Origin of the sequence: Psychrobacter sp. CLB018 (assembly GCF_041222815.1) — a bacterium.
Classification (GTDB): Bacteria; Pseudomonadota; Gammaproteobacteria; order Pseudomonadales; family Moraxellaceae; genus Psychrobacter; species Psychrobacter faecalis.
The window spans coordinates 1,322,435-1,347,537 of the sequence record NZ_CP166085.1 but is presented as its reverse complement, the minus strand read 5'-3'; the positions used below and the strand labels follow the sequence as shown (position 1 = coordinate 1,347,537).

Annotated in this window: 18 protein-coding genes and 1 tRNA gene; 10 read left to right on the top strand and 9 right to left on the bottom strand. The window is 44.3% G+C overall.

What is annotated here, in order from left to right; genetic code table 11:
* Nucleotides 1-2 precede the first annotated feature (2 nt).
* Both AB8P72_RS05745 and AB8P72_RS05740 read left to right on the top strand, forming a co-directional pair.
* Nucleotides 3-1,691, top strand: coding sequence for an MFS transporter (locus AB8P72_RS05745; RefSeq protein ID WP_193030353.1), 1,689 nt, complete (start codon nucleotides 3-5; stop codon nucleotides 1,689-1,691).
* A gap of 102 nt (nucleotides 1,692-1,793) precedes the next feature.
* Nucleotides 1,794-3,098, top strand: a complete 1,305-nt coding sequence (locus AB8P72_RS05740) for an HlyD family secretion protein (RefSeq protein ID WP_305935336.1) — start codon at nucleotides 1,794-1,796, stop codon at nucleotides 3,096-3,098.
* A 143-nt stretch (nucleotides 3,099-3,241) separates the two neighbouring features.
* Here AB8P72_RS05740 and pdxH read toward each other — a convergent pair whose 3' ends face one another.
* The 5 genes from pdxH to cysS all read right to left on the bottom strand — a co-directional run bounded on the left by pdxH (nucleotide 3,242) and on the right by cysS (nucleotide 11,246).
* The gene (gene pdxH / locus AB8P72_RS05735; RefSeq protein ID WP_201542509.1) at nucleotides 3,242-3,901 is read right to left on the bottom strand and encodes a pyridoxamine 5'-phosphate oxidase; all 660 of its coding nucleotides are present in this window, start codon (nucleotides 3,899-3,901) and stop codon (nucleotides 3,242-3,244) included.
* Between the two features lie 63 nt (nucleotides 3,902-3,964).
* A complete protein-coding gene (gene glmM / locus AB8P72_RS05730) occupies nucleotides 3,965-5,335 on the bottom strand; it encodes a phosphoglucosamine mutase (protein WP_201541844.1) in 1,371 nt (456 codons plus the stop codon).
* Nucleotides 5,336-5,731: 396 nt separating this feature from the next.
* Nucleotides 5,732-7,204 carry an IMP dehydrogenase gene (guaB, locus tag AB8P72_RS05725; protein ID WP_369958206.1) on the bottom strand — a complete coding sequence of 491 codons (1,473 nt, stop codon included), beginning with the start codon at nucleotides 7,202-7,204 and terminating at the stop codon, nucleotides 5,732-5,734.
* A 373-nt stretch (nucleotides 7,205-7,577) separates the two neighbouring features.
* Nucleotides 7,578-9,620 carry a mechanosensitive ion channel family protein gene (locus AB8P72_RS05720; RefSeq protein ID WP_369958205.1) on the bottom strand — a complete coding sequence of 681 codons (2,043 nt, stop codon included), beginning with the start codon at nucleotides 9,618-9,620 and terminating at the stop codon, nucleotides 7,578-7,580.
* 165 nt (nucleotides 9,621-9,785) lie between these two features.
* Nucleotides 9,786-11,246, bottom strand: a complete 1,461-nt coding sequence (gene cysS, locus AB8P72_RS05715) for a cysteine--tRNA ligase (RefSeq protein WP_369958204.1) — start codon at nucleotides 11,244-11,246, stop codon at nucleotides 9,786-9,788.
* Between the two features lie 261 nt (nucleotides 11,247-11,507).
* On the opposite strand from cysS, the gene AB8P72_RS05710 reads away from it, so the two are divergent.
* Nucleotides 11,508-12,107 (top strand): cob(I)yrinic acid a,c-diamide adenosyltransferase, encoded by a 600-nt coding sequence (locus AB8P72_RS05710; protein WP_068405664.1) that lies wholly within the window; start codon nucleotides 11,508-11,510, stop codon nucleotides 12,105-12,107.
* A gap of 154 nt (nucleotides 12,108-12,261) precedes the next feature.
* On the opposite strand, the gene AB8P72_RS05705 is transcribed toward AB8P72_RS05710, so the two are convergent.
* Complete coding sequence (locus tag AB8P72_RS05705) at nucleotides 12,262-13,230, bottom strand: hypothetical protein (protein WP_369958203.1); 969 nt, start codon at nucleotides 13,228-13,230, stop codon at nucleotides 12,262-12,264.
* A gap of 397 nt (nucleotides 13,231-13,627) precedes the next feature.
* On the opposite strand from AB8P72_RS05705, the gene AB8P72_RS05700 reads away from it, so the two are divergent.
* The 7 genes from AB8P72_RS05700 to AB8P72_RS05670 all read left to right on the top strand — a co-directional run bounded on the left by AB8P72_RS05700 (nucleotide 13,628) and on the right by AB8P72_RS05670 (nucleotide 23,000).
* Entirely contained in the window at nucleotides 13,628-14,356 is a 729-nt protein-coding gene (locus tag AB8P72_RS05700) for a glycerophosphodiester phosphodiesterase (protein WP_369958202.1), read from the top strand.
* 303 nt (nucleotides 14,357-14,659) lie between these two features.
* Nucleotides 14,660-16,057, top strand: coding sequence for an acyl-CoA desaturase (locus AB8P72_RS05695; RefSeq protein ID WP_369958201.1), 1,398 nt, complete (start codon nucleotides 14,660-14,662; stop codon nucleotides 16,055-16,057).
* Between the two features lie 289 nt (nucleotides 16,058-16,346).
* Complete coding sequence (locus tag AB8P72_RS05690; RefSeq protein WP_369958200.1) at nucleotides 16,347-17,813, top strand: YdiU family protein; 1,467 nt, start codon at nucleotides 16,347-16,349, stop codon at nucleotides 17,811-17,813.
* A 340-nt stretch (nucleotides 17,814-18,153) separates the two neighbouring features.
* Nucleotides 18,154-20,475 (top strand): NADP-dependent malic enzyme, encoded by a 2,322-nt coding sequence (locus AB8P72_RS05685; RefSeq protein WP_191691576.1) that lies wholly within the window; start codon nucleotides 18,154-18,156, stop codon nucleotides 20,473-20,475.
* A 162-nt stretch (nucleotides 20,476-20,637) separates the two neighbouring features.
* A complete protein-coding gene (locus AB8P72_RS05680; RefSeq protein WP_191691574.1) occupies nucleotides 20,638-21,837 on the top strand; it encodes a tRNA nucleotidyltransferase in 1,200 nt (399 codons plus the stop codon).
* A gap of 182 nt (nucleotides 21,838-22,019) precedes the next feature.
* Nucleotides 22,020-22,832, top strand: coding sequence for a pteridine reductase (locus AB8P72_RS05675; RefSeq protein ID WP_198328143.1), 813 nt, complete (start codon nucleotides 22,020-22,022; stop codon nucleotides 22,830-22,832).
* 91 nt (nucleotides 22,833-22,923) lie between these two features.
* Nucleotides 22,924-23,000, top strand: a tRNA-Ile gene (locus AB8P72_RS05670).
* Nucleotides 23,001-23,088: 88 nt separating this feature from the next.
* Here AB8P72_RS05670 and AB8P72_RS05665 read toward each other — a convergent pair.
* From AB8P72_RS05665 to AB8P72_RS05655, 3 genes are all read right to left on the bottom strand, one after another.
* The gene (locus tag AB8P72_RS05665) at nucleotides 23,089-23,238 is read right to left on the bottom strand and encodes a hypothetical protein (protein WP_369958304.1); all 150 of its coding nucleotides are present in this window, start codon (nucleotides 23,236-23,238) and stop codon (nucleotides 23,089-23,091) included.
* Nucleotides 23,239-23,367: 129 nt separating this feature from the next.
* Nucleotides 23,368-24,399 (bottom strand): hypothetical protein, encoded by a 1,032-nt coding sequence (locus AB8P72_RS05660; protein WP_369958199.1) that lies wholly within the window; start codon nucleotides 24,397-24,399, stop codon nucleotides 23,368-23,370.
* Between the two features lie 125 nt (nucleotides 24,400-24,524).
* A complete protein-coding gene (locus AB8P72_RS05655; RefSeq protein WP_369958198.1) occupies nucleotides 24,525-24,995 on the bottom strand; it encodes an acyl-CoA thioesterase in 471 nt (156 codons plus the stop codon).
* Nucleotides 24,996-25,103 lie beyond the last annotated feature (108 nt).

Sequence of the window (25,103 nt, the reverse complement as noted above, 5' to 3'; positions counted from 1 at the left end):
CAATGAGCAATGAATACCAATTCAAACCGCACGAACAACCCTTTATGGTGGGTTCTCCCGCCACACCCGACCATCCTACGCGCCGCAAAGTATTTTATCTATTGATTGGTATTTTTATTGGCATCACCGCCAGCTTTCAAAATGGTTTATTGGTGGCAAATCTGACCCAAATCCAAGGTGAAATGGGCTTGACGCCAGTCGAAGGTGGCTGGATATCGGTCGCCTATAATATGACCAATGCTTGTATCACCGTGCTGCTATACAAAATCCGTCAGCAATTTGGTATGGCGCTCTTTAGCAAAATCACCCTGTTCTCACTGTTGGCGGCCACCAGTTTACAATGGTTGGTCAGTAGCCATCTCTTAGACACCAGCGCTATTATCATTGAGCCTTATTATCTAGAAATCATCGCCCGCGGCTTAAGTGGTATGGTTGCTAGTGCCATGACGGTATTGGCTATTTTTTATTGCCTGCAAGGTATGCCAACCGCAAAACGCATTAGCGGTCTGATTTTGGGGTTTGGCTTAGTACAATTTGGCATTCCTCTCTCAAGGATTATCTCGCCATATCTTGCGGCCGACGGCCAGCTTGAAACGCTATTTTTGTTTGAATTGGGCTTAACCCTGATTTGCTTTGCCCTGATTAATATCTTAGAGCTACCACCCGGCAATACCGAAAAAGTATTCGAAAAACTGGATTTTTTAAGCTTTGCGTTTTTTGCCAGCGGTCTTGCAGCCTTGGCAGTCTTTTTGGTACAAGGGCGTATCCAGTGGTGGACGACGCCTTGGCTGAGCTATCCGCTCATCATCGCGGTGGTGACGATTAGCATCGCCTTATGGATTGAAACGCACCGTAAAAACCCAATGTTACAAGTGCGCTGGATGCGTAGCCGCAATATCATCGCTTTTACGATAACGGGTGCAGTGATGCGTATTTTATTATCCGAGCAAAATGTCGGTGCAGCAGGTTTATTGGCCAATTTGGGCTACGGAAATGATCAACTGATCACCTTTTATGCGGTGATACTTGCCGCCAGCGTTCTGGCCTTGGTCATCAGTATTTTTAGGACCAATGCGATGGATTTACGCCGTCCAGTCATTTTCGCTGTCGCCCTGATTGCGGTTGGCGCCTGGCTAGATACAGATATTTCGCTAAATTCTGCCCCTTATATGTTTTATGTCAGTCAATTTATGATTGCCTTTGCTGCCGTTTACTTTATGGGTCCCATGGTTTTTGAAGGGATGTTTCGCGCTATCGCTAACGGCCCTGCTTACATTATAAGTTTTTCGGTTATTTTTAGCATCTCGCAGACCATTGGCGGACTTGCAGGCGCGGCAGCGATTCAAGCGTTTACCACCATACGTACACAGATACACTACGCTGATATGGTCAGCTCGTTTAATTTAGGCGACCCGGCCTTAATGGCACAAGTTGCAGGCGCAGGTCGTATGTTATCTACCCAAATCACGGATGCCAATCAAGCAAATGTCGCAGCGATGGGACAAGTATTGCAAGGTATTCAGCGCCAAGCGACTGTCGCCGCCTATGCTGATTTATTTTTTCTTATGGCAATTATCGCCTCCATCACAACGCTGATTTTATTACTAAATTACTTGTATCATCGCTACCATAAACGTAATCCATTGGCTAAAGAATTGGCAGCGATTGCAAAAATGCGCGAAGCAAAATAGCCCGAATAATTAAAGCATTTTCTTCATTTAAAAATGCCACTTTAACATATTAACAAATGCAAAAAAAACTTATGATAACTATTCAAACTTTAGGAGCGCGGCATGAGTCAAGAAAAATCTGATGAGCTTAACCAAAACCCTAAGCCCGCCTCTGACGCGCTAACCAACGACAATCATGCTCCTGATGCAACAAATCATCCAAGTGCTGCGGTCAATCTAGATAAATCAGCTAACGACAGGCTCGCAAATGACGAGAGTATTGTTAATGACGAGAGTATTGTTAATGAGAGTCTTACTGACAGTGATGAGTCGTCCATGCCGCCTATGCCCCCAAAGGAGCCGATTCCTAGCAGCGACGGCTGGTCGCCAAAGAAGAAGTCTTATTTAAATTTAGGCATACTAATCGCCTTGATTGTTATTGGTGTGGCATTAATTTTGTACGCTTGGAAGCTGCCGCCTTTTACCCCGACGGTCCAGCAGACCAATAATGCCTTTATTAAAGGACAAACCACCATTATCAGTCCGCAAGTATCTGGCTACGTGACTGAGGTGGCGGTTGAGGATTTTGCCAATGTTAAAGAAGGTGATTTATTAATCAAAATAGACGATCGTACTTTTAGGCAGCAGCTTGAGCAAGCGCAGGCAAACATTGAAATCGCTGTGACCAATCGCGCTAGTAATGCGCAGGATACAGGAAGCAGCCAAGCGCAAATCGAAGCACGCGAGGCGGACTTATATAGTGCTAAAGTCAGCGTCGACAGTGCGCGTGAGGATGTCAAACGCTATCAAGGTTTAGACGCTATCGGCGCGGTCTCAAAGGCAGAAGTGGCGCATATCAAAGCGCAACTTGCAAAAGCGCAGGCCAACGTGCAACAAGCAGAAGCGAATTTACAAGTGGCTCGTGAGGCAAGCGAGAAGACCAGCGGTAGCCGCTCATCTTTAGATGCCAATATTAAGAGTGCAGAAGCCGGTGCTAAGCAAGCTCAGATTAATTTAGACAATACCGTTATTAAGGCACCGGAATCTGGGCAGCTGAGTCAAATCAGTGTCAAAGAAGGACAATACGTGAGCGCTGGTACGCAGCTGATGTATATCGTACCAAAAGGCATATGGATTATTGCCAACTTTAAAGAAACGCAAGTAGCCAATATGCGTATCGGTGAGCCCGCTACCATTCATGTCGATGCCCTTGGCGGTGCCAAATTTAGCGGTCATGTCAGTAATATCTCGCCTGCAACGGGCAGCGAATTTAGCGCAGGCGCGGCCAACCCTGCGACGGGTAACTATATCAAAATTGCCCAGCGCGTTCCTGTTAGAATTGATTTAGACCAAAACCAGCCTAACCTTGCGCAGTTACGTCCAGGTATGTCAGTGTCAGTGAATGTCGATACCAAAGCAAAAAGTTAATGCAAGAAATTAATGCAAGAAATTAGGCTAAAAATCAGCGCAAAAAAAAGCCTCTTTAAATGCCTAACGTGTTAGGTTTAAAGAGGCTTTTTGATTTTTGCAATATCTTATTTTCAGTAGATTTTAGCTTAAATGAGCTAATTTTATGGTAACAAGCGTTTGGTTGTCCATTTTGCCGCGTCGCCCGTGCCACTCTTATCTTGCGTATAAACAATGCGGTCATGCATACGATTGGCGCGGCCTTGCCAAAACTCGATGCTCTCAATCGTAATCTCATAGCCACCCCAAAACTCAGGGGTTGGCACTTGACTGTCTGCTGGATAATCATTTTGCAACTGCTCAAACGTTTGCTCCATGACCTCGCGATTGGCAACCTCACCACTTTGCGGCTGGCTAACCCACGCGCCCACTTGACTATCATGCGGACGTTTTTGGAAATAAGCCGCTGATTTAGTAGCGTCTATTTTAGCAATACTGCCGCTGATACGGATTTGACGCTCAAGCTTATGCCAAAAAAACAGCGCTTCGGCATTGGGATTTTCGGCGATATCTTGGCCCTTGGCACTTTCATAATTGGTATAAAACACGATGCCTTTATCGGTAATTTCGCGCAGCAAAACGATACGCACGCTGGGCTTATTGTCCGCGCCGCACGTCGCTAAACTCATCGCATAAGGTTCTTGCACTTCTGCTGCTATCGCTTCATTCATCCACGCGTGTAGCAGCTCAAATGGTGAGTCTGGTACTGACTGCTGGTCGAGTTGCCCTTTCTCATACGATAAGCGCTGATCGGTAAAATCCATACTCATGATTGTTTCTCGCTAACTTTCGAATATTATTAATATAAGTCTATTTAACCAAGACGTTTAGCCTAAAACCGTTTTGATTTTATCGGCCAAATCATTGGCCATCACATCGCATTCTATCTCATCGTCTGACTCAACCATGACCCGAATCATCGGCTCTGTACCTGACTGACGGATAAGCAGGCGACCACGACCTTCTAAAGTAGCGCGCGCTTTATCAAAAGCTGCGACAAGCTCTTCATGCTCAAACGGATCTTGCATTTGCGATAAGCGCACATTGACCAGTTTTTGTGGTAACACTTCAAAGCCTTCGGTCAAATCGCTAAGCGCCTTACCACGTGCTTGCATCACTGCCAGCACTTGTAAGCCTGCGATAATGGCATCGCCCGTGCGGCTTTTATCCAAGCATAAAATATGACCAGATGGCTCACCGCCCAATATCCAACCATTGGCTTCAAGCTCTTGCATGACATAGCGGTCGCCAACTTTTGCACGGGTAAAGGCGATATCCGCGTCTTTTAACGCCAACTCTAAGCCCATGTTACTCATCAAGGTCCCCACAACGCCTTCAGCTTTGGTTTGACCTTGAGTAGCAAGTACATACAAAATACCATCGCCATCGACCAGCTCACCGGCTTCATCGACCATCACGATACGGTCACCATCGCCATCTAAAGCAATACCGACATCGGCTTCATATTCGAGTACCGCTTTTTGCAGACTCTCAGGATGGGTTGAGCCGCAATTGGCATTGATATTGATACCATCGGGTTTGTTATTAATTGCGATAACATTGGCGCCAAGCTCACGCATAACACGCGGCGCAACGCTATAACCTGCACCATTGGCACAGTCGACGACGACGGTTAAATGGTCCAAGTCATATTGATAAGGGAAACTGCCTTTGCAAAATTCGATATAGCGGCCTTTCGCATCATTAATACGATTGTTTTTGCCCAGTTGCGCCGGATCAAGGATTGGCATGATGGCATTATTAGCGGAATTTGAGGCGTCCATAATTGCGGACAATTTATCATTGATCGCGCTTTGCATCTCATCGGTCAGTTTTTTGCCATCACCTGAGAAGAACTTGATGCCATTATCAAAATAAGGATTGTGCGAAGCAGAAATCACCACACCAGCATCGGCGTTAAAACTGCGGGTCAAATGCGCGATAGCAGGCGTCGGTAGCGGCCCTAGCATATGGACGTCAACCCCAGCTGCATTAAAGCCTGCCTGCAGCGCCCCTTCAATCACATAGCCGGACAGACGCGTATCTTTACCTATCACCACACTGGGTTTGCGCGCAGGATTATTATTATTTTCTATCAGCACCAGCCCCGTCACATAACCTAACTTCAAAATAAAATCAGGGGTAATCGGTAACTCACCAAATTTGCCGCGAATACCATCAGTGCCAAAGTAACTCATTATTATTATTCCTCAATTTTATAAAGTAAAAAATCAAACGGACGCCCAGACTGTCATTGGTTTAAAAGAAGCTAATTGATAGACAATCGCTTTTTTAGAAACCCTTTTAAAACTATCTGCTGCTATAAATTTTCTTTTTTTGCTCTCTTTCTATGCGCCTTATCCTTTTTAAGGCTACTAAAAACTCACTCCAGCAATGCCGAAGTATTTTTAAAACACATCAAGTATAAGCCTTAAACCTAGACAAGGCGTCTAAGTTATAGATAGAAGAGTTTAATGTTGTATTTTACAAAAAAAACAGCCAACAATAACAAAGCATTGTTGGCTGTTTGTATCTTGGTATCACGGCAACGCTACAGAGCCGATAACCTACACATAACTAGCGTTAAGAAATGATTAATCAACGCGATAATTAGGTGCTTCTTTGGTAATCTGCACATCATGGACATGAGATTCTTTCATACCCGCTGAAGTGACTTTTACAAACTGCGGCTTCGTGCGCATCTCTTCAATGGTTGCACAACCAGTATAACCCATCGATGAGCGTAGACCGCCCATCATCTGATTGACAATACCAGAAACTGGGCCTTTATAAGGTACGCGGCCTTCAATACCTTCTGGTACCAGTTTTTCTACCCCATCTTTGGCATCTTGGAAATAACGATCTGATGAGCCGTTTTGACCTGACATCGCGCCCAAGCTCCCCATGCCGCGATAGGCTTTATAGTAGCGACCTTGGAATAGCTCAACCTCACCCGGCGCTTCTTCGGTACCCGCCATCAATGAGCCAACCATGATGCACGACGCACCGGCAGCGATGGCTTTGGCCATATCGCCTGAATAACGAATACCACCATCAGCAATCAGTGGAATACTGCCTTGTAGCGCGCTTGCGACACTATCGATTGCCGAGATTTGCGGCATACCAACACCCGCGATAATACGCGTGGTACAGATAGACCCAGGACCAATACCTACTTTAACGGCATCTGCACCGGCATCACGTAATGCTTTAGCGGCATCACCTGTGGCAATATTACCGCCGATAACCTGAACGTTTGGATAGTGCTTTTTAATCCAAGAAACTTTATCAATCACGCCTTTTGAGTGACCATGCGCGGTATCGACAACGATGATATCGACATCAGCGGCAATCAAAGCTTCAACACGGGCTTGGGTATCAGCGCCAGTACCGACAGCCGCACCAACGCGCAGGCGACCCTGCTCATCTTTACAAGCATTAGGGTTATTTTCTGCTTTAGAGAAATCATTGACCGTAATCAAACCACGCAAACGAAAATCATCATTAATCACAATCACTTTTTCGATACGGTGCTCGTGAAGTAATCTTTTGATATTTTCGTTACTTTCACCTTCTTTAACAGTAACTAGCTGATCTTTTGGCGTCATGATATGGCTGACGGGTAAGGATAAATTGGTCTCAAAACGCCAGTCACGGTGGGTGACGATACCGATGACTTTATCGGTACCCTTCTCAACCACAGGCACCCCTGAGATGTTGTTATCTTGGGTCAATCTTAATAGCTCACCGATGGTCATCTCTGGGTGCACGGTGATGGGATCAACAACTGTACCCGCTTCGAATTTTTTAACGCGGCGTACTTGCATGGCCTGTTTATCGATATCCATGCTCTTGTGCAAAATACCCAAACCACCAAGCTGCGCCATAGTGATGGCCATCTCAGATTCAGTAACGGTATCCATCGCAGCCGAAATCATCGGTAAGTTTAAAGTGATATTTTTGGTTAGGCGGGTCGTTAAATCAGCAGCTTTTGGTAGGATTTCAGAATAAGCTGGTAATAATAAAACGTCATCAAAGGTTAAGGCTTCATCGACAATTCGCAACATACAGACCCCTAGTGGTGGTTATTTTGATGGGTGGGCAATGCAGTATCACGTCGATAAACAAAAGCTTTATCAAAATCAATACGCCAAAATAAAGCGGCTAGAATTGTGAAAAAACCATGAGGAACAAACCTTAAATACGGATATCACTCGGCATGTTATCTGTTTATCAGCGGTAAAAAAATGCTTAGGAAAGTAGAATTGCTAATACCGCGCTTCTAAACCTTCTAACATCTGATTACCCGACGCTTAATAACTGAATTATCCCTTAAAAATAACGCCATATTATAACAAATAAAGCAAGCCTTCGCATAACATATTTGTCAGCTTATTTTGCCAGATGATGCCTTTATTTTGCCATGCTCTTACATCGTTACTATGTTTCTGTTTTAACGATAAAACGTTCCGCTGGTAGATAATCCTTTTGTTCACTATATAAGTAGCTTAGCATTTGCTCACGCACTTCACATTCAAGTAACCAAGCATTGAGCGGGCTATCGGACGCTTGGCTACAGCGCAGCTTGATAGTGGCCTCTGTTACCGATACCGTATACATCTCAGGCTCGGTGTCACTATCCCATAGCTCACTGTCTTTGACCAGCTCAATATATTTTTGTCGTATCGCTTCGATATCAGCGCCATAATCGACATATAAATAAATCACTGAGATTTGATGCGACTCGGTATGTGACCAGTTTTCTACAATCTCAGTGATAAAATGCCGCATCGGCACAATCAAGCGGCGCTCATCCCAGGTTTTTAGGACCGCATAGGTATAACCCAAATCCTCAATCGTGCACCACTCGTCCTCCATCATCACCGTATCACCGATACGCACCGGCTGGGTAATGGCGACTTGCATGCCTGCGATGATATTACCCAAAATAGGCTGGGCAGCAATACCTATCACCGCACCTGCAATACCTGCGGAGGTAAGTAAGGTTTTACCCAAACCATCAATATTGGTAAATTCACTCAAACCTATCCAAATACCGCCTAAAATCATCACAAAGATAAAGACGCGGCGAAAAATAGACACATAGGTGCGGCGACTGCGGCCTTTATCAAACTGCTCTTCGCTCAAATTCTCGATTTGCAAATCTTTATAACGATTGGCAAAGAAATTAATGGCGCGTGTACCCAGCCACATAGCGCTTAGCACCAGCCCAATCCAAATAATGGGGCGTGTCGATGAGGCAAGCGCATCTAGATAAGGAAAACCGCCCGATACCAAGGTATAAACAGCGGAAAAACTGATGGTAAACGTTAAAGGCACGGTCAGCTTATTGACCAAGTCCTCGACGCCGTTATGATGAATGGTGGCGAGTCGATTGCCCTCTTTGTCTAAAACGTACCAATTGAGCAGTTTACCGGCTGCTTTACTGAGCAACCAACCAGCGCCCATGGTAAAAGAAAAGAACAAAAATAAGGCGATAAATTCCCAAATGGCAATGCCGAAAACTTTTAATTTGGTCCAGTCGGGTAAATAACGCTCAAATTTAGCAGGCTGATATTGCTCATACAGCTTATTGATATTGGCAACCGTTTGCGCGGAAAACACCCAAAAAGGCGGACTGTCATCAATGCGTACGCGCTCAAGATACAGCGGCACACGGCGATCACGATAGTCGATGTAACCCAACTGGATTGAGCGCCGAGGGATGCCTTGGATACTATTATTGCTACCAAGCGGCGGTTCTATCAAACCATCAGGACGGTCAGGCAACTTATCAAACGCATACAGCTTTTTTTCCATCAATAAAAAATCGAGCTGTTTGGCAAGCTCTATTGCTTGATTACGTTGCAACTCCTCGTCAATCAAGTTCATATTGAGCGCATAAGCGGCCAAATCATACTGCTGCTTGATAACTGCCGATTGAAAAAACTCTAGTGTTGCCAGTGGTGTCGATAAATTCGGTGGCTCAGATAGTGGCGGCAAGCCGACATTGAGCTTATTTAAGGCATAATAACTTTCGTTATAGTCGCCAGTCAGACCGGAATCACCCTGTAATGCCCCCGCTTGCTGCTTGGTTTTTTTCTCAAACGGACTAATGACCTCTTCGGCAAGCGCAGAGACACTGACGCCCTCTTTTTTGAGATTATCAATCCGTTGTGATGCATAATCAACGATATTTTCTGGCGCGTCGGTGATGGGCGCAGTTGTTTCGTTTTGATTGTTGATCGTTGCATTGTCATTCGCTGAATGACTAGCCGCATAAGCCGGCAGATAAACAATACTTAGGATAATAACGGAAATACTGAACATAAAATGACGTATGTTCAAATGCCTCACGGTTAATTTCTGCCTACCTTTAATAGTGTCTAGACTCTTACAACCAGAAACACCAGCGTCGCCCATATTGCCCATATACGGAGCTTGGGTATTTTTAGCCATCAAAGACTGAGAGGAATGTTTCATACGTTAAGGTTCTAGGCTGATTAATGAAATGATTTAGTAGAGTTAAGCATTAATTTTGAATATAAGATAAAGCTAATGCACTGAACCAAAAAAAGCCAGCATAAAGCTGACTTAATTTGAGGGTAAAATGTTAATTGATACAATTGCTTATAGCAAGAATACGATTTAAGCACGGCGCCAAGTCGTACCCGCACGGCTGTCTTCAAGCTCAATTCCCGCCTCTTTTAGCTGCTCACGTATCTCATCAGCACGGGCAAAGTTTTTATTGGTTTTGGCATCGGCACGCTCGGTGATTAATCCATCGATAGCATCATCGGACAAACCACCTTCTTGCGCCTCACCCACGACCGCTTGTAAAAACTGCTGTACCGGCAGCTGCAATATATTTAATGTCTGTGCCAAAGCTTTTAGTTGCTGCGCTAACTGCCATGCAGCCTCTGCATCTTCGCCTTTGAGCGCTTTATTAATGTCACGTGCTAGCCCAAATAATACGCTAATAGCCGTTGAGCTATTAAAATCATCATTCATGGCTTTGATAAAGTCTTGTCCTGCCGCGCTATCATAAGCAGAGTTTGTTAGCACATCATCGATGACAAGTTCCTGTCCTTTTTGCTGTTCAGCCGCTTTTAATGCTTGATATAGTCTGCTTAGGCTATTGTGCGCTTCATCTAAGGCTTTGTCTGAGAAGTTGACTTGGCTGCGATAGTGACTTGATAACAAGAAAAAGCGCACCGTTTCAGAATGATACTTGGCAATCACATCGCGAATGGTAAAGAAGTTATTTAGCGATTTGGACATTTTTTCGCCATCGACATTAATAAAGCCAACGTGCATCCAATTACGCGCGTACTCGCAGCCCGTCGCCGCTTCCGATTGTGCTATCTCATTTTCATGATGTGGAAACTGTAAATCATGACCACCGCCATGAATATCAAAAGTATTGCCAAGGCATTTGGTTGACATCGCCGAGCATTCGATATGCCAGCCCGGACGCCCTTGACCCCATGGCGATGCCCATTGTGGCTCACTAGGTTTCGCCGCTTTCCACAATACAAAGTCAAACGGATTGCGCTTGTCGTTTTCGACATCGACGCGTGAGCCCGCCTGCATATCATCCAAGTTACGCTTGGATAATTTGCCATAATCAGGGAAGCTATCGACCGCATAATAGACATCGCCATTATCGCCAGCGTAAGCGTAATCATTGCTGACCAAATTGCCAATCATCTGCTGCATCTCATCGATATAATCGGTCGCACGTGGCTCGGCATCGGGTGCTAAGCAGCCAAGGGCCGCAAAATCTTCGTGCATCGCTGTGATAAAGCGCTGCGTTAATGCGCCAATTTCTTCGCCGTTTTCGGCTGCGCGAGCGATGATTTTGTCATCTATATCGGTGATATTACGCACATAATTAACCTCATAGCCCAATTGCTTAAGCCAACGCACCGCCATATCAAAAGCAACCACCACTCGCGCATGACCGATATGACAATAATCGTAGACCGTCATTCCGCACACATACATGCCGACTTTGCCCGCAACCAGCGGCTTAAATACCTGCTTGCGTCCGTTAAGTGAGTCATAAATGGCAAGCTGAGACATCGCGTCTGCAAGAGGTGTGGTCATAGTAAAAAAGCCTTTTGATAAAAAAGATAAGAGTGAAACGAGAATATTCTTACTGCACACTAAATAATGAAAACGCTTATTTATAGCTTAGTTATAACAATATTTAGCGTCATTATTCTTTTTGAAAAAGCAGCAGTATAAAACTTAACCCATTATCTTAGCGAAAATGCTCGTAAAATACTACAATGTGCGCATAACTAACATTCGCAATGCTAAAAAATACTGACTTTTTAACAAACACTAACCTTTAAGGATAAAAACATGGGCAATCGTTTAAGCAAAATATATACACGTACTGGCGATGACGGTACCACAGGCATGGCAGATGGCAGCCGCGTGAGTAAAGCGGACAATCTATTTAGCGTTATGGGTGATGTCGACGAGCTTAACTCACATATTGGTTTGGTACGCGCGCAGTTGACGCAAAACTCGACTGACGCGACAAAAGAAGCCGACTTTGCCCAAGCATTAGTGATTATTCAGCATCTGCTATTTAATATCGGTGGCGAGCTTGCCATGCCAGAATATGAAGGCGTGAATAGCGCGCACATTGCATGGTTAGAGCAGCAGATTGACGCGATGAATAGCACCTTGCCGGCGCTAAAAGATTTTATCCTACCGACAGGTTCAGTGTTGGTCAGTCAACTGCATGTCGCCCGTACCGTCTGTCGCCGTGCTGAGCGTCAAGCGGTGCTATTGCAACAGCAGCGCCCAGAAGCTATTCGTCCAACGGCAGTTAGCCTTATCAATCGCCTGTCTGACTGGCTGTTTGTTGCTGCGCGTTTTTGCACTGACCCTGAGCAAGTTTCTGAAGTGCTATGGGACAGTCAAGTATTACAAAAATTCGCTGAGAATAAATAGTTTAGCTTTTACTGACCTTCAAAAATTGACCGCTAAAAATCCATGCAAGCAAAAAGCCCGCAAATATCGTAAGTTGCGGGCTTTTAAATTTCAAACGCTAGGCTTAAATAATCGATACTGACATTTTATTAAAAAACTGAGAGGTTATTAATAATTAATAAGTCGCGTCTTTATCTTCGATAATCACCATATCGATACTGTCATCTTTAGGGACTGACTTAGGTGCAGCTGGAGTCGCAGGCGCTGAAGTACTAGGCGTTGGGGCAGCTTGGTTATTGCTTTGGTTATCCTGATTACTCGTGTTCTGGCTACTGTTTTGACTGCTGCTATTTTGATTGACAGTCGGTGGCGTAGCAGGCTCAGCTGGACGTACAGGGGCCGCTGGCGTTACCGGTCTCGGTTGACGAGTTTGGTTTTCGCTATTGTTTTGTGCCGCTTGACGGCGGCGTTCGGCTGCTTGCGCGGCACGCTGCTCTTCTAGCGCTGTCTGAAAGGCTGAGCCTGCCACTACTTCTGATACCACGGTCAGCAGTGCTGGCTGTCCAGCGATACGCGTACGTACTTGACCGCCTTGGGTACCAACGACATAGGTAAAGGCATCGTCAACAAGCATGTTGTTATTGATACGAATATTGTCATTGGCTAGGCGTGATTGTAAGCTTGGCTGATTGTTAGCGGCTTGCAGCTGGCTGGCTTGGTATAAGTCTTCACTTGGCAGAGTCATGCTGACACTCGCCTGACAGGTAGTCATACCATTATCATTTGTGGCTTGTAATACCGCAGCGTTTTGCACATCGATGACGATACCATTGATTTTACCACTGACAACGCCACCATTTAAAGCAATTTCAGCATCATTAGCGTAACTTGCTGCCAAGGTTTGCGCTTGTTGATTGAGCATATTTTTTAAGGCTGATTTGAGGCGATCTTGTACCATTGGATCATCACAACTTACCGCTGTAGCAGCCGCGTTTTCGTTAGTGGCGGTCTCTTCGGTTAGCTCGGCAGTTTCTGTGGTCTCTTCTTTTTCTGAGCGGTTACAGCCTGTAAGTACCAAACTACAGGCGATACCAATACCAGCAACCTTATACCACTTGCTCAAACTCTTATTTGCTACGCTCATCTTCTTTTTGCTCCAATTTCCTGATTCGTACCGCTACTGACGGTCAGTATTTTAACATTCAAAAACTTACATGCGCATCATGACATTTAAATGGTAACGACGGTATAGTAAAGATTGCCATGCAAGTTTTGAAAACCACGTTATTATACGGCGTTTGATTTAAATGGTCATCAGTGTAGCCTATTGATATACAAATAACGTCCAACATTGTGTACAAAACCTTGCTTTGGTTGCAAAAAAGCTACAAAGACATATTTTATATCGTAGCTGCAGCTCCTACGTACGCTATATAAGTAATGCTTCTGTTCTCAGATAAATATTTTATTAGACCCCATTTTGCAGAGACGATATGATAGCGATAAGAATTTTTGATAGCTATTAATAATGATAAATAATAATGATAAATTTTAAAAATACCCTTTTATTGGGCCATCGCGGGGCGCGCGGTGAAGCATTAGAAAACACCTTAGCAGGCTTTAAACTGGCGCAAAACCTACAAAGCGCGGGTTTGATAGGCGTTGAATTTGATGTGCAATTAAGCGCCGATGGTCACTTGCTGGTCTTTCATGATGATAATTTACAACGCCTATGCGCTCAGCAATCCTGCATCGACCAGTTGAGTCTTGCCGAGATTGGACGCTATTTGCAGTCCGGCCATCAGATTACCCCTTTGGCCGAAATATCCTCTGTACTAACAGGTTTTGGCTATATTGAGCTGGAAATTAAGACGCATGAGCGCACCGATTACAGCAAACTAATCAAGGCGTTAATGCACGATTTAATCGACAGTCCGCTTGCCAGCTTGCCTATAGCGCTGACCAGCTTCGATGTCGAATTACACGCGCGGCTGCAACGCAATAAAACCTTACAACACATTCCGCGTGGTTTACTGATTCGCACCCCTAAAACTTTGCTAAGCGCACCGCAAACTGCCCTGCAACTTGGCTGCGTCCAGCTAGGTATTCACTATCCATTGCTGACTCAAGCAGTCATTAAGCACTGTCATCGTTATCACCTGCCAGTCAGCGCGTGGACCGTCAATGATAGCGAAACGATTAAACAGCTTATTACGTGGCAAGTCGACGTCATCATCACCGATTATCCAACCTATTTTCTCACGCGCTAAGTAAGTAAACCTCCCACGCCCTCTTTCTCTTTATATCCAAAAATCTTGCTTGAAAATGGCTTAAAAAAGCCAGCTAACTAATTGGCTCGATAGTCATTTATACATTTTTATTGCACACATATTTATCTTTTTACTTACACTTTCACTTAATTGCTGATAAGTAAGGGATTATTTGGGTTGATCACTACCATAACTCCTACAAGTTATTGTTATTTAGCAATATTTTTCTAGTGTATAACTGTTCACTTTACTAGTCTTTTAGGGTAATATGGAGGCTGAAATTAATATCATTAGGAATATTACATGATTGCTAAAAAAGTAATAGGCTTACCACTTAAGGGCTTGCGTTTCGCCATGAAGTCGGGTGATACGCTTATACAGCATGCTGGCACTCAGGCGCTGCGCGTGAAGACGTGGCTTGATACTGGCAAAAGCAAAACTGATGAGGCTGCCGATACGCAGTTTGCGACGACGAGTGGTTATAAAGATGCCAATGCAGTCGCTAACTATGAGGGCATTGATCCGCTTGAGCTTGAATTTCAAAAGTCGCCAATCAACTTGGTTCCAGCGATTTTTCTGATTGCGACGCCTATTGCTGCTGCCGTTATTACGCCATGGTACTTACTGACCCATCAAGTTAGTGCGCCGGTTTGGGGCGTGTTTGGTGCCTTTATGGTGTGGACCGGTATTAGTATCACTGCAGGCTATCACCGCCTATTGTCGCATCGCGCTTATAAAGCCCATCCCTTGGTAAAAAACTTCCTATTACTTGGCTCAACCCTTGCGGTTCAAGGCTCTGCTTTTGATTGGGTATCGGGCCACCGTACGCATCATCGTCATGTTGATGACCGCATGGAGGATCCTTATTCAGCAAGACGTGGTTTTTGGTTCAGTCATATCGGTTGGATGTTACGCAATTATCCTAGTGGTCGCTTTGATTATAAAAACATTCCTGATTTGACCAAAGATAAAGTGCTACAGATTCAGCATAAATACTATGGTTTATGGGTACTGGCTACCAACGTGGCGATGGTTGCGGCAGTTGGTTGGTTAATCGGTGACGTTTGGGGCACGCTCGTATTGGCAGGTCTACTGCGTTTGGTGCTGACCCACCACTTTACTTTCTTTATCAACTCGCTATGCCACATGTTTGGTACGCGTCCTTATACGGATACCAATAGTGCGCGCGATAACTTTTTCCTTGCTATCTTTACGTGGGGTGAGGGTTATCATAACTATCATCACTTCTTCCAATACGACTATCGTAATGGCGTGAAATGGTGGCAATATGATCCAACTAAATGGCTTATCTTGGGCTTATCTAAACTTGGGCTAACCAGTGAATTACGCACGGTTGACGACACCACCATTAAGCATGCTGAAGTGCAAATGCAGTTCAAAAAGGCTCAACAGCAGATTGATAATGCAACCTTAGGTGGTCTTGATATTCCGCATGCGATGAAGAGTTTCCAAGATCGTATTAAGTTTGAATATGATGCCTTTACGCAAACGGTCGAAGAATGGCAAGCGCTAAAAGCCAAAACTATTGAGCTAAAAAAGACCGAGTTTGCTGATCGCCTGCATGAAGTTGAAGAGATGCTAAAGCACGACTATGCCAAAGTTGAGCAAAAAATACTGGCGCATAACAGCAATCTAAAAACGGCGTTTCGCTCTATCGGCCAAAGTCCAAAAGCGGCGTAAGCGTTTATAGATTTATTGCCTTAGTTTTTATCGTACGTTTCTCCTGCCCTCTATCTGTAAAGATAGGGGGTTTTTTTCAGCCATGAGTTGTGCGCTACTCGTTTACGCACTCATTATTTTTGCTCGCTCACTGTTTATACAGCAATTACAAGAGATGGACAGAGTGAAACGCGGCATTATTAAGGCTATGCTATAGTAAGTTTATTACTCTCTTTAAATGCTTTTATTACTCGCTTTTAACCTTAAGTTTTTATATTAAAAATACATACCTTTATATTGGAACGCACCTATGCGCTATCAAAATACTTACGTCACATTAGATACTCGCCTTTATCATGAACAGCAGCCGACACCGCTTGACAATCCGCGCGCTGGTCACTTTAACACCGAAGTTGCCAAGCAATTAGGCTGGCTCGATGACGATGAGCTGATGGCGCGTTGGGTTGAAATATTAGGTGGTCAATACGTGCCAGCTGAGTTTCGACCGCTGTCGATGGCCTACGCCGGTCACCAGTTCGGACAGTGGGCGGGGCAATTGGGCGATGGGCGCGGTTTACTGATGGCGCAAGTACTCGATAATAATGATAAATTGCAAGATTTGCATTTAAAGGGCATTGGTCTGACCCCCTACTCTCGCATGGGCGATGGGCGCGCGGTGTTACGTAGTACCATTCGCGAGTATTTATGCGGCCATGCGCTGACCCAGCTTGGCATTCCTTCGTCCAATGCCTTAGGCTTTGTGGTGTCTGATACGCGTGTCCGCCGTGAGCGTATGGAAGCGGGCGCGGCATTGATGCGCGTCGCTGACAGTCATATTCGCCTCGGCCATGTTGAGTGGATTGCCAGCTTTGCGCCCGACTTACTTGGCGAGTTTACCGCTTATATGATTGATATATACTATCCAGAATGCCGTGATAGTGAAGCGCCCGTCTTAGCATTTTTACAAGCGGTGGTTGAGCGAACCGCACGTATGATTGCCGATTGGCAATTGATTGGCTTTGCCCATGGGGTGATGAATACTGACAACCTATCGATTACGGGCAGTACCTTAGACTTTGGTCCGTTTGGTTTTATGGAGCGCTTTAACCCTGCGTGGATTAACAATCACTCCGACCATACTGGTCGTTATGCCTATCAAAACCAACCTGCTATCGGTCATTGGAACTTAAATATTTGGCTCCCGCACTTTATGCGCTTAAATGGTGTAACACGCGATACCTTGGCTGATTGCCTAGCGCCGTATGAAGCGACCTTTATGCAGCATTACCAGCAAGGACTCTGCCGTAAGCTTGGGCTGCCTCACACTAAAGAAAGTTTGACCCTTGCTTTTGAGTGGTTAACCTTGTTAGAAGACAATTTGCTCGACTATAGCAACAGTTTCCGCGCGCTATTGGGTTTGGTCGCGCCAAATGAATATCCGTATGAGCAAGAATTGCTGGCAAAAATGACTGCTGAGTTTAATAATGAGGCACAGCACGTTTGGCAACAATGGTCAACAAGGTATTTAGCAGCGCTAGAGCCGTTATCTAGCGAAGCCTCTATTGAACAAATGCATAGCAATAATCCGGTTTATGTACTACGTAATAGTGTGGCACAGCGGGCGATTACGGTGGCGGAACAAGGCCAATTTGAAGAGTTAAATCGAGTCTTTGACTTACTTGCCAATCCTTACAACGTCCAAGACATCGCCACTGAGCTCGATACCATGCCGCCCGCGCCACATGCGCCGCAAATGCCAATCAGCTGTTCTTCGTAAGAGAATACGGACAAGCTGCTATTCTGTAATGTTTTGAAACATTAGGCAATTATGGTTGATATCGAGGGGCGTTTTTTGCCATTATCAAACAGCGAAATAACGAATATCATTTTATTATATTATTCACCTAATTGAGATGACTTGACTAGGCAGTGAAATACCAATAGTGCTAGAATAACGCTTCCTGTGAGATTGCTGTTTTTACGCTGATGTCTAGTCGCCGAGCACGACCTTTTTAGTATAAATGTGCCTTAATTATCATAGTCATGATAATGAAGCATAGACATTGGTTTTTATCACCATTTACTTTATTCCAATTATTCCAACCATGGCAATTATTATGAATGACGATATCACTTTGAATACGGACACCCCTACTACGGAAAAAGAGCAGTTTGAACAATCTGCCTTACACTACCATGAGTTTCCGCGCCCCGGTAAAATCTCAGTTACGCCTATCAAGCAACTGGCCAACCAACGTGATTTGGCACTTGCTTACTCTCCAGGGGTTGCGATACCTTGTCTTGAGATTCAAAGAGATCCAGCGTTAGCGGCTAAATATACTGCTCGTAGCAACTTGGTTGGCGTGATAACCAACGGTACTGCGGTGCTTGGTTTAGGGAATATTGGTCCATTGGCCTCTAAACCTGTCATGGAAGGTAAAGGGGTTTTATTCAAAAAATTTGCTGGTATTGACGTTTTTGATATTGAAATTGCCCAAAATGATCCAGATAAGTTCATCGAAGCCGTCGCCTCGCTTGAGCCTACTTTTGGTGGTATTAACCTTGAAGACATCAAAGCCCCAGAATGTTTCAAAATCGAGCGCGAATTGCGTGAGCGCATGAACATTCCGGTATTCCATGATGACCAGCACGGTACCTCAATCATTGTTGCCGCAGCGATGCTAAACGCTTTACTTATCACTGGCAAAAAAATCGAAGAGATTAAAGTGGTCTGCTCTGGCGCAGGTGCGGCAGCTATATCTTGCTTGGATATCATTTGTGCGCTTGGCGTAGATAGAAACAATATCTTTGTATCAGATTCACGCGGTATCATTACCACCAGCCGTGAAAACCTTGATGAAACCAAGCAGCGTTATGCGCGCAATACTACCGCCACTACCATCGAAGAAGTGATGGATGATGTCGATATGTTCTTAGGCCTATCAATGCCTGGCACCTTAACTGAAGACATGGTGCGCCGTATGGCAAAAGACCCAATCGTCTTTGCCCTTGCCAACCCAACGCCTGAAATCATGCCAGAAGTGGCGCACGCCGTACGTCCAGACGTTATCATGGCAACCGGTCGCTCAGATTATCCAAACCAAGTAAACAACGCGCTATGCTTCCCTTATATCTTCCGCGGTGCACTTGACGTTGGGGCGACAGCGGTTAATGAAGAGATGAAAATCGCTTGCGTAAAAGCCATCGCGGCTATGGCGCATGTTGAAGCGACACCAATGAATAACGTGAAAAACGTTGAGAGTACGCCAAGCTTTGGCCGTGATTACCTTATCCCAGGCCCTCTTGAGCCAAACCTAATCATCGAAATCGCCTCTGCGGTTGCCAAAGCGGCGATGGATTCTGGCGTAGCAACCCTGCCTATCTCTGATATGAAAGCCTATCGTCAACGCTTGTCTGAGTTTGTTTATAACTCAGCGTTCGTGATGAAGCCTATCTTTGCCCGCGCGAAAGCCGATCCTAAACGCATTGTTTACTGTGAAGGCGAAGACCGCAACGTACTGCTTGCCGTACAAGTGGTCGTTGATGAGCAATTGGCGCATCCAATCTTGGTTGGTCGCCCTGCCATCATTGAAAAGAACATTGAAAGATTGGCGCTGCGTCTAAAAGATGGCGAAAACATCACCATTATTAATCAAGACGATGATCCACGCTATAAAGACTACTGGCAAGGCTACTACGAGAAAAATAAACGTAATGGTGTCAGTATTGAGCTTGCGCGCCGTGATGTCCGCCGTAAGACTTCTTTAATCGGTGCCCTACTGGTTGAAAACGGTGATGCTGATGGCATGATTTGTGGTACTTTTAGCTACTATCATCTGCATTTAAAATACGTCAGCCGAGTTATCGACAAAAAAGCAGGCGTCAGCGATTTTTATGCGATGAACGCGGTATTGATGCAAGATCGTAATATCTTTATTGCCGACACTTACATCCATGAAGACCCAACGGCTGAGCAGTTGGCTGAAATGACGGTACTTGCAGCCGATCAGTTACGTCACTTTAATATTACGCCGCGTGTGGCTTTGGTTTCGCATTCAAACTTTGGTACCTCAGACCGCGAAAGCGCAGTAAAAATGCGTCGAGTGTATGAGCTACTGACAGAAATGAATGTGGACTTTGACTTCGACGGTGAGATGCAAGGGGATGCAGCACTTGATGAGCATATCCGTGCCAATGACTTACCATCAAGCAACCTAAAAGGCTCAGCAAACTTGCTTATCTTGCCAACGCTTGATTCAGCAAATATTGCTTTCAACCTACTAAAAACGGCAACTGGCAGTGCGTCTATTGGACCTATTTTGCTAGGCGCGAGCAAACCTGTGCATATCCTAACTCCATCAGCGACAGCACGCCGTGTGGTCAATATGACAGCGCTTGCAGTTACTGAAGCTCAAGACTTAATCAATGAGCAAAAATAGTCGTTTATGTCATATATAAACGCCTTATTACGACGGTCTTCTAGCGTTCATTTATAGAAACCGTCTGCTATACTAAAACCAGTCAATACTTATATCGGTGTTGACTGGTTTTTTTTGGGTAGAATAATATGGCAAATATTGAATAATTATAAAGAGACTATTATGCAAGTGTATCTCGTCGGCGGCGCTGTCCGTGACCAATTATTGGGTCGTCCTATCAAAGACAAGGATTTTGTCGTCGTTGGCGCGACGGTCGCAGATATGCTGGATGCAGGATTTCAGCAAGTGGGCGCAGACTTTCCAGTATTTTTGCATCCTATTAGTCATGAAGAGTATGCGCTGGCGCGTACAGAACGCAAACAAGGGCGGGGCTATCAAGGCTTTAGCGTACATGCCAGCCCTGATGTGACGTTACGTGAAGACTTACAACGTCGCGACTTGACCGTCAACGCTATGGCAATAGAAGTTAAAAGCCTTATGGATGATACGCCGATAAGTGGCGACGTTGTCGATTACTATGGCGGTTTGAACGACATTCATAGCAAAACCTTGCGTCATGTATCAAGCGCGTTTAGTGAAGACCCATTACGGGTACTGCGCACCGCCCGTTTTTATGGCCGCTATTATGATTTGGGCTTTAGTATTGCCGATGAAACCTTGCTATTGATGCGTGAGTTGGTGCGTTCAGGCGAGCTTGCGCATCTAAGTAGTGAGCGTATTTGGCAAGAATCGAGCCGTGCTATGATGCAAGTATCGCCGCAGGTATATTGGCAACAGCTGTTTGAGATTGGGGCGTTGACGGAGTATTTTGCTCCACTACAGCAAGTTTGGAATGATAAACAGTACGATCAAATACGAGAGATTGTACAAACCGCATTGTATTTCGCCGGTCAAATGCAATTAAATTTATCGCAGCGCTGGGCGTTATTAATGGCCAGTCTGAACACAGATTTATTTACTTTAAACTCTACAGAAACTCTTTCGGTTAATATAGAGGCAGCGGTTAAAGGTATTCATGGGATAGGAAACAGTACAAAGGTGCCAAAAGCGCATAGCCAGTTTGCCACTTTATTTGTGCAGCAAGCGAAAAATCTTAGCCGCATAGACCAGCTGAGCGCCGCCGAGAAAATCGATCTTATTCAAGCTTGTAGCGCTCATAAAGCGCCGGATAAACTGTCGCAGCTTTTGGTCACCAGTCATGTTTTAAAATTGGCGATACAGCACCGCCAAATGATGCTCGCCTTAAATAGCTTTCATGCTATTAGCATGGATAATATTGACCAGAATCTAAAAGGTCCAGCGATTGGCGAAGCATTACGCCAACGTAGAATTGAGCATTTACAAACACAACCTGTCTTGTAGACAAGCACTTTCAACTAGCAATTTATAGTCAGTGCAAAATAAAAGCGACACGTTATAGATTTTTGCGACTGGTATAAATTTTCCTTGCTTGCTGTTATCACAGAGGCTACGAAAAATTCATCCCAGTCGCACTGTATCGATTTTAGAGCAATTCTACTATACATAATAAAAACACCTTTAATATGAACCAAGAATTTAGCTTAAGCCAATCAAAATATTCTAATACCTCAGCGCCCGTAATGGTAGTCACCGGTGGCGCTAAGCGTATTGGTGCAGCTATTGTTCGTGCCGCCCATGAGCAAGGCTACCGCGTCATTATTCATTGTCATCATAGTGAGCAAGAAGCCAATGTCCTAGCGGATGCGCTGAATAACAGTCGCCCTGATAGCGCGGTCGTCATCATCACAGATTTGGCAGTTGTTAATAATAGTCAGACACTACAGCGATTTACTCGCAACATTATGCAAGCTTTTGGCCAGCTTGATGTCCTAGTGCATAACGCCTCTCGCTTTTACCCAAGTCCGCTTGGTAATATCAATCACGCTCAGTGGGATGAATTATTTTTAACCAACGCCAAAGCGCCTTTATTATTAAGCCAAGCCTTATATCCTTATTTAAGGACACAGCAGGGCTGCATCATTAGCCTACTCGATATCCATGCGCATAATAAACCTTTTAAAAATTATGCCGTCTACAATATGGCAAAGGCGGCGCATCGAATGATGGTACAGTCTTTAGCGCTTGATATGGCACCTGAGGTACGCGTCAATGGCGTCGCTCCCGGCGTCAATATCTTGCCAGAAGCAGATAGCGACCAAGCACTTCACCCGCAGCAGCAAAAAAGCATCATCGACTCTATTCCTATGCAGCGGATAGGCAAGCCTGAGGAAATCGCCCATAGTGTGCTTTATTTGGCTCGGGCAAGTTATGTGACTGGTGAAATAATTGCCGTCGATGGTGGTCGTAGCCTGACATTGGCTGGCGGTCATGTTTAGCAGAGAACTAATGTTTTACTAAAAAAATCGGTAATACTTTCTATCTTTTACTTGAAAATATATAAAAATCAGGTATCATTGTGCGTCTAAAGGGCCCATAGCTCAGTTGGTTAGAGCAGAGGACTCATAATCCTTTGGTCGTAGGTTCAAGTCCTACTGGGCCCACCAAATTAAAACCCTTACAGTCATTGACTTGTAAGGGTTTTTTATTGTTTAAAATTCATGTGAACGCATTGATGTAATTAATTTTTTGATACTATCTTGATACTTTGACCCTTGTAGTAATTAAAGTATGATGACTACTAACACTATGTGTAGTGGCTGAAACATTACCGTTGTTATCTACTATCTTCTTAACGGCTTCTGCTTTAAATTCTGTGCTATAAGTTCTGGTTTTCTTCGTCATGGTAAACTCCTCATCGGGTCGTTAGTTTACCAAGTTTATCTCTACGGTTTCTTCAGCATAACTCAGATTTGGCTATAACTACTCTCCAGTTAATGATTCATAAGTAATTACACATTTTTAGGGAGCTCTCTAGAAATTATATTTGGCCATTATTTCAACTTGCTGACCTTCTTTTACTGATGATAACGTCTTATCGCTTCGATCTCTCCATTCAATACCAAAATCCAAATCGGGTAAATAATTATAGATAAGGTTGATGCTTTTTACATTTACAGAGGTATCAGACGCATCATCGACATTGATCTCACCATAACGCAGGTTACTAAAAAGCTTCTCGGTAAATTTATGTCTATAGCCTACCGTAAAGCCAGTTTGCGATATAAGCTTGCCGTCTTCTGCATCACAATCTGAAGCACCGGTCGACCCAAGGTCTTTTCCGACACATACTGTAGAATAAGCTCCCATCCCTTTACCGTTGTATACGCTCGCATGTAATGAGTCATTACCCAGTTTGAGTTTACCAGCTAAAGAAGCACCGACGCCTACATCTGAATCGTTTCCATTTTTAGCCTCACGCGCCGTGACCGCCACATTATAGCTAAGATCAGATATGTTATTTTTATAGCTGACCACCATATCAGGCAGGTTGGCTTCATGATAAACAGGGTTTTGAGCTGTAAAACGAAGCCCCTTATGAGTGTAATGTACAGTTAAATCTGGACGAATATCAGCGCCGCCACCAGAGATGGTGCCCAATCCCGTACCTTTAAAGTCGAGCTGTTCAGTTAAAAGTGGGTAGACCGCTAAGAACTGGCCATTCCATGTCTTACCTACGGTCAAATCATCGAGCTGAACATAGGCATGGCGCAGCCGCAAGTCTGAACCGCCATTTGCAGCATTACCATAGAAATCCCCTTCAATAAAACCCGTTAGTTTTTTATCCTCTACGTTCTTCGTGGTTTTGAGATTAATCCGAGTTTGCCGCGCATTTCCTTTGAACTCAGACTCGCCTTCATCTGGAGAATAAAATATACCTTCGGCTTTAACATAACCACCGATACTTAAAGTGGTGTCTCCATTTGTGACAAGCTCTATTGCTTGTGCCTGTACGCATGCCCCAAGGACAGCCAAACCAAAAGACATTTGTTTGATATAAAGCATGATCTATACATTCCTTGTTTTGTTTCAAAATCCATTTCAATCCTTTTGAATCTCTACTGATACCGCATTTTTTAGTCTTATAAATACCAGCACCATATCCTTATATAAAAAACTTGCCTCCTGATTTAATTAAAACTTTCAAAAGCATTAATCGCGGCTTTTTTTGTTTCATCGATATTTTTCTTTTGTCCGCTGGCTTTATCAAGATATACCAACACGGACTCAGCCTTAGCAACGATGGTATTTAACACCGTACTATAATAGGTATATTCATGAATCAAGCTAGCGTTGCCAATCTTCTTAACTCGAACCCCAATCCATAAGATGTCAGGGTGAATCACTGGTTTAAAGTATTGGCATGAAGATGCTGCCATGACTGAAAAGGTATTTTTATTAAATAGATTTAATTGACTGTTATAGTAAATACGAGCGTTTTGGGCATAAGTGTAATAGACCACATTATTAACATGACCAAAGGAGTCCATATCGCCCCATTCTACTTGTTGAGAATAGATAACCGCAAAGCCATGCATGGGATGGTGTTTGTCTTTATTCAGTGTCTCTTGTATTTCCGGTAATATAGCTAAAGCCTTCATAGTTTTCTCGTCTCGTCATACTAATAAACATACATGTTATTAATACACACGTTAAAATTATCAGTAAGCTTGAATGATTGTTTTAAAGTCATTGAAAGACCTTTTTAA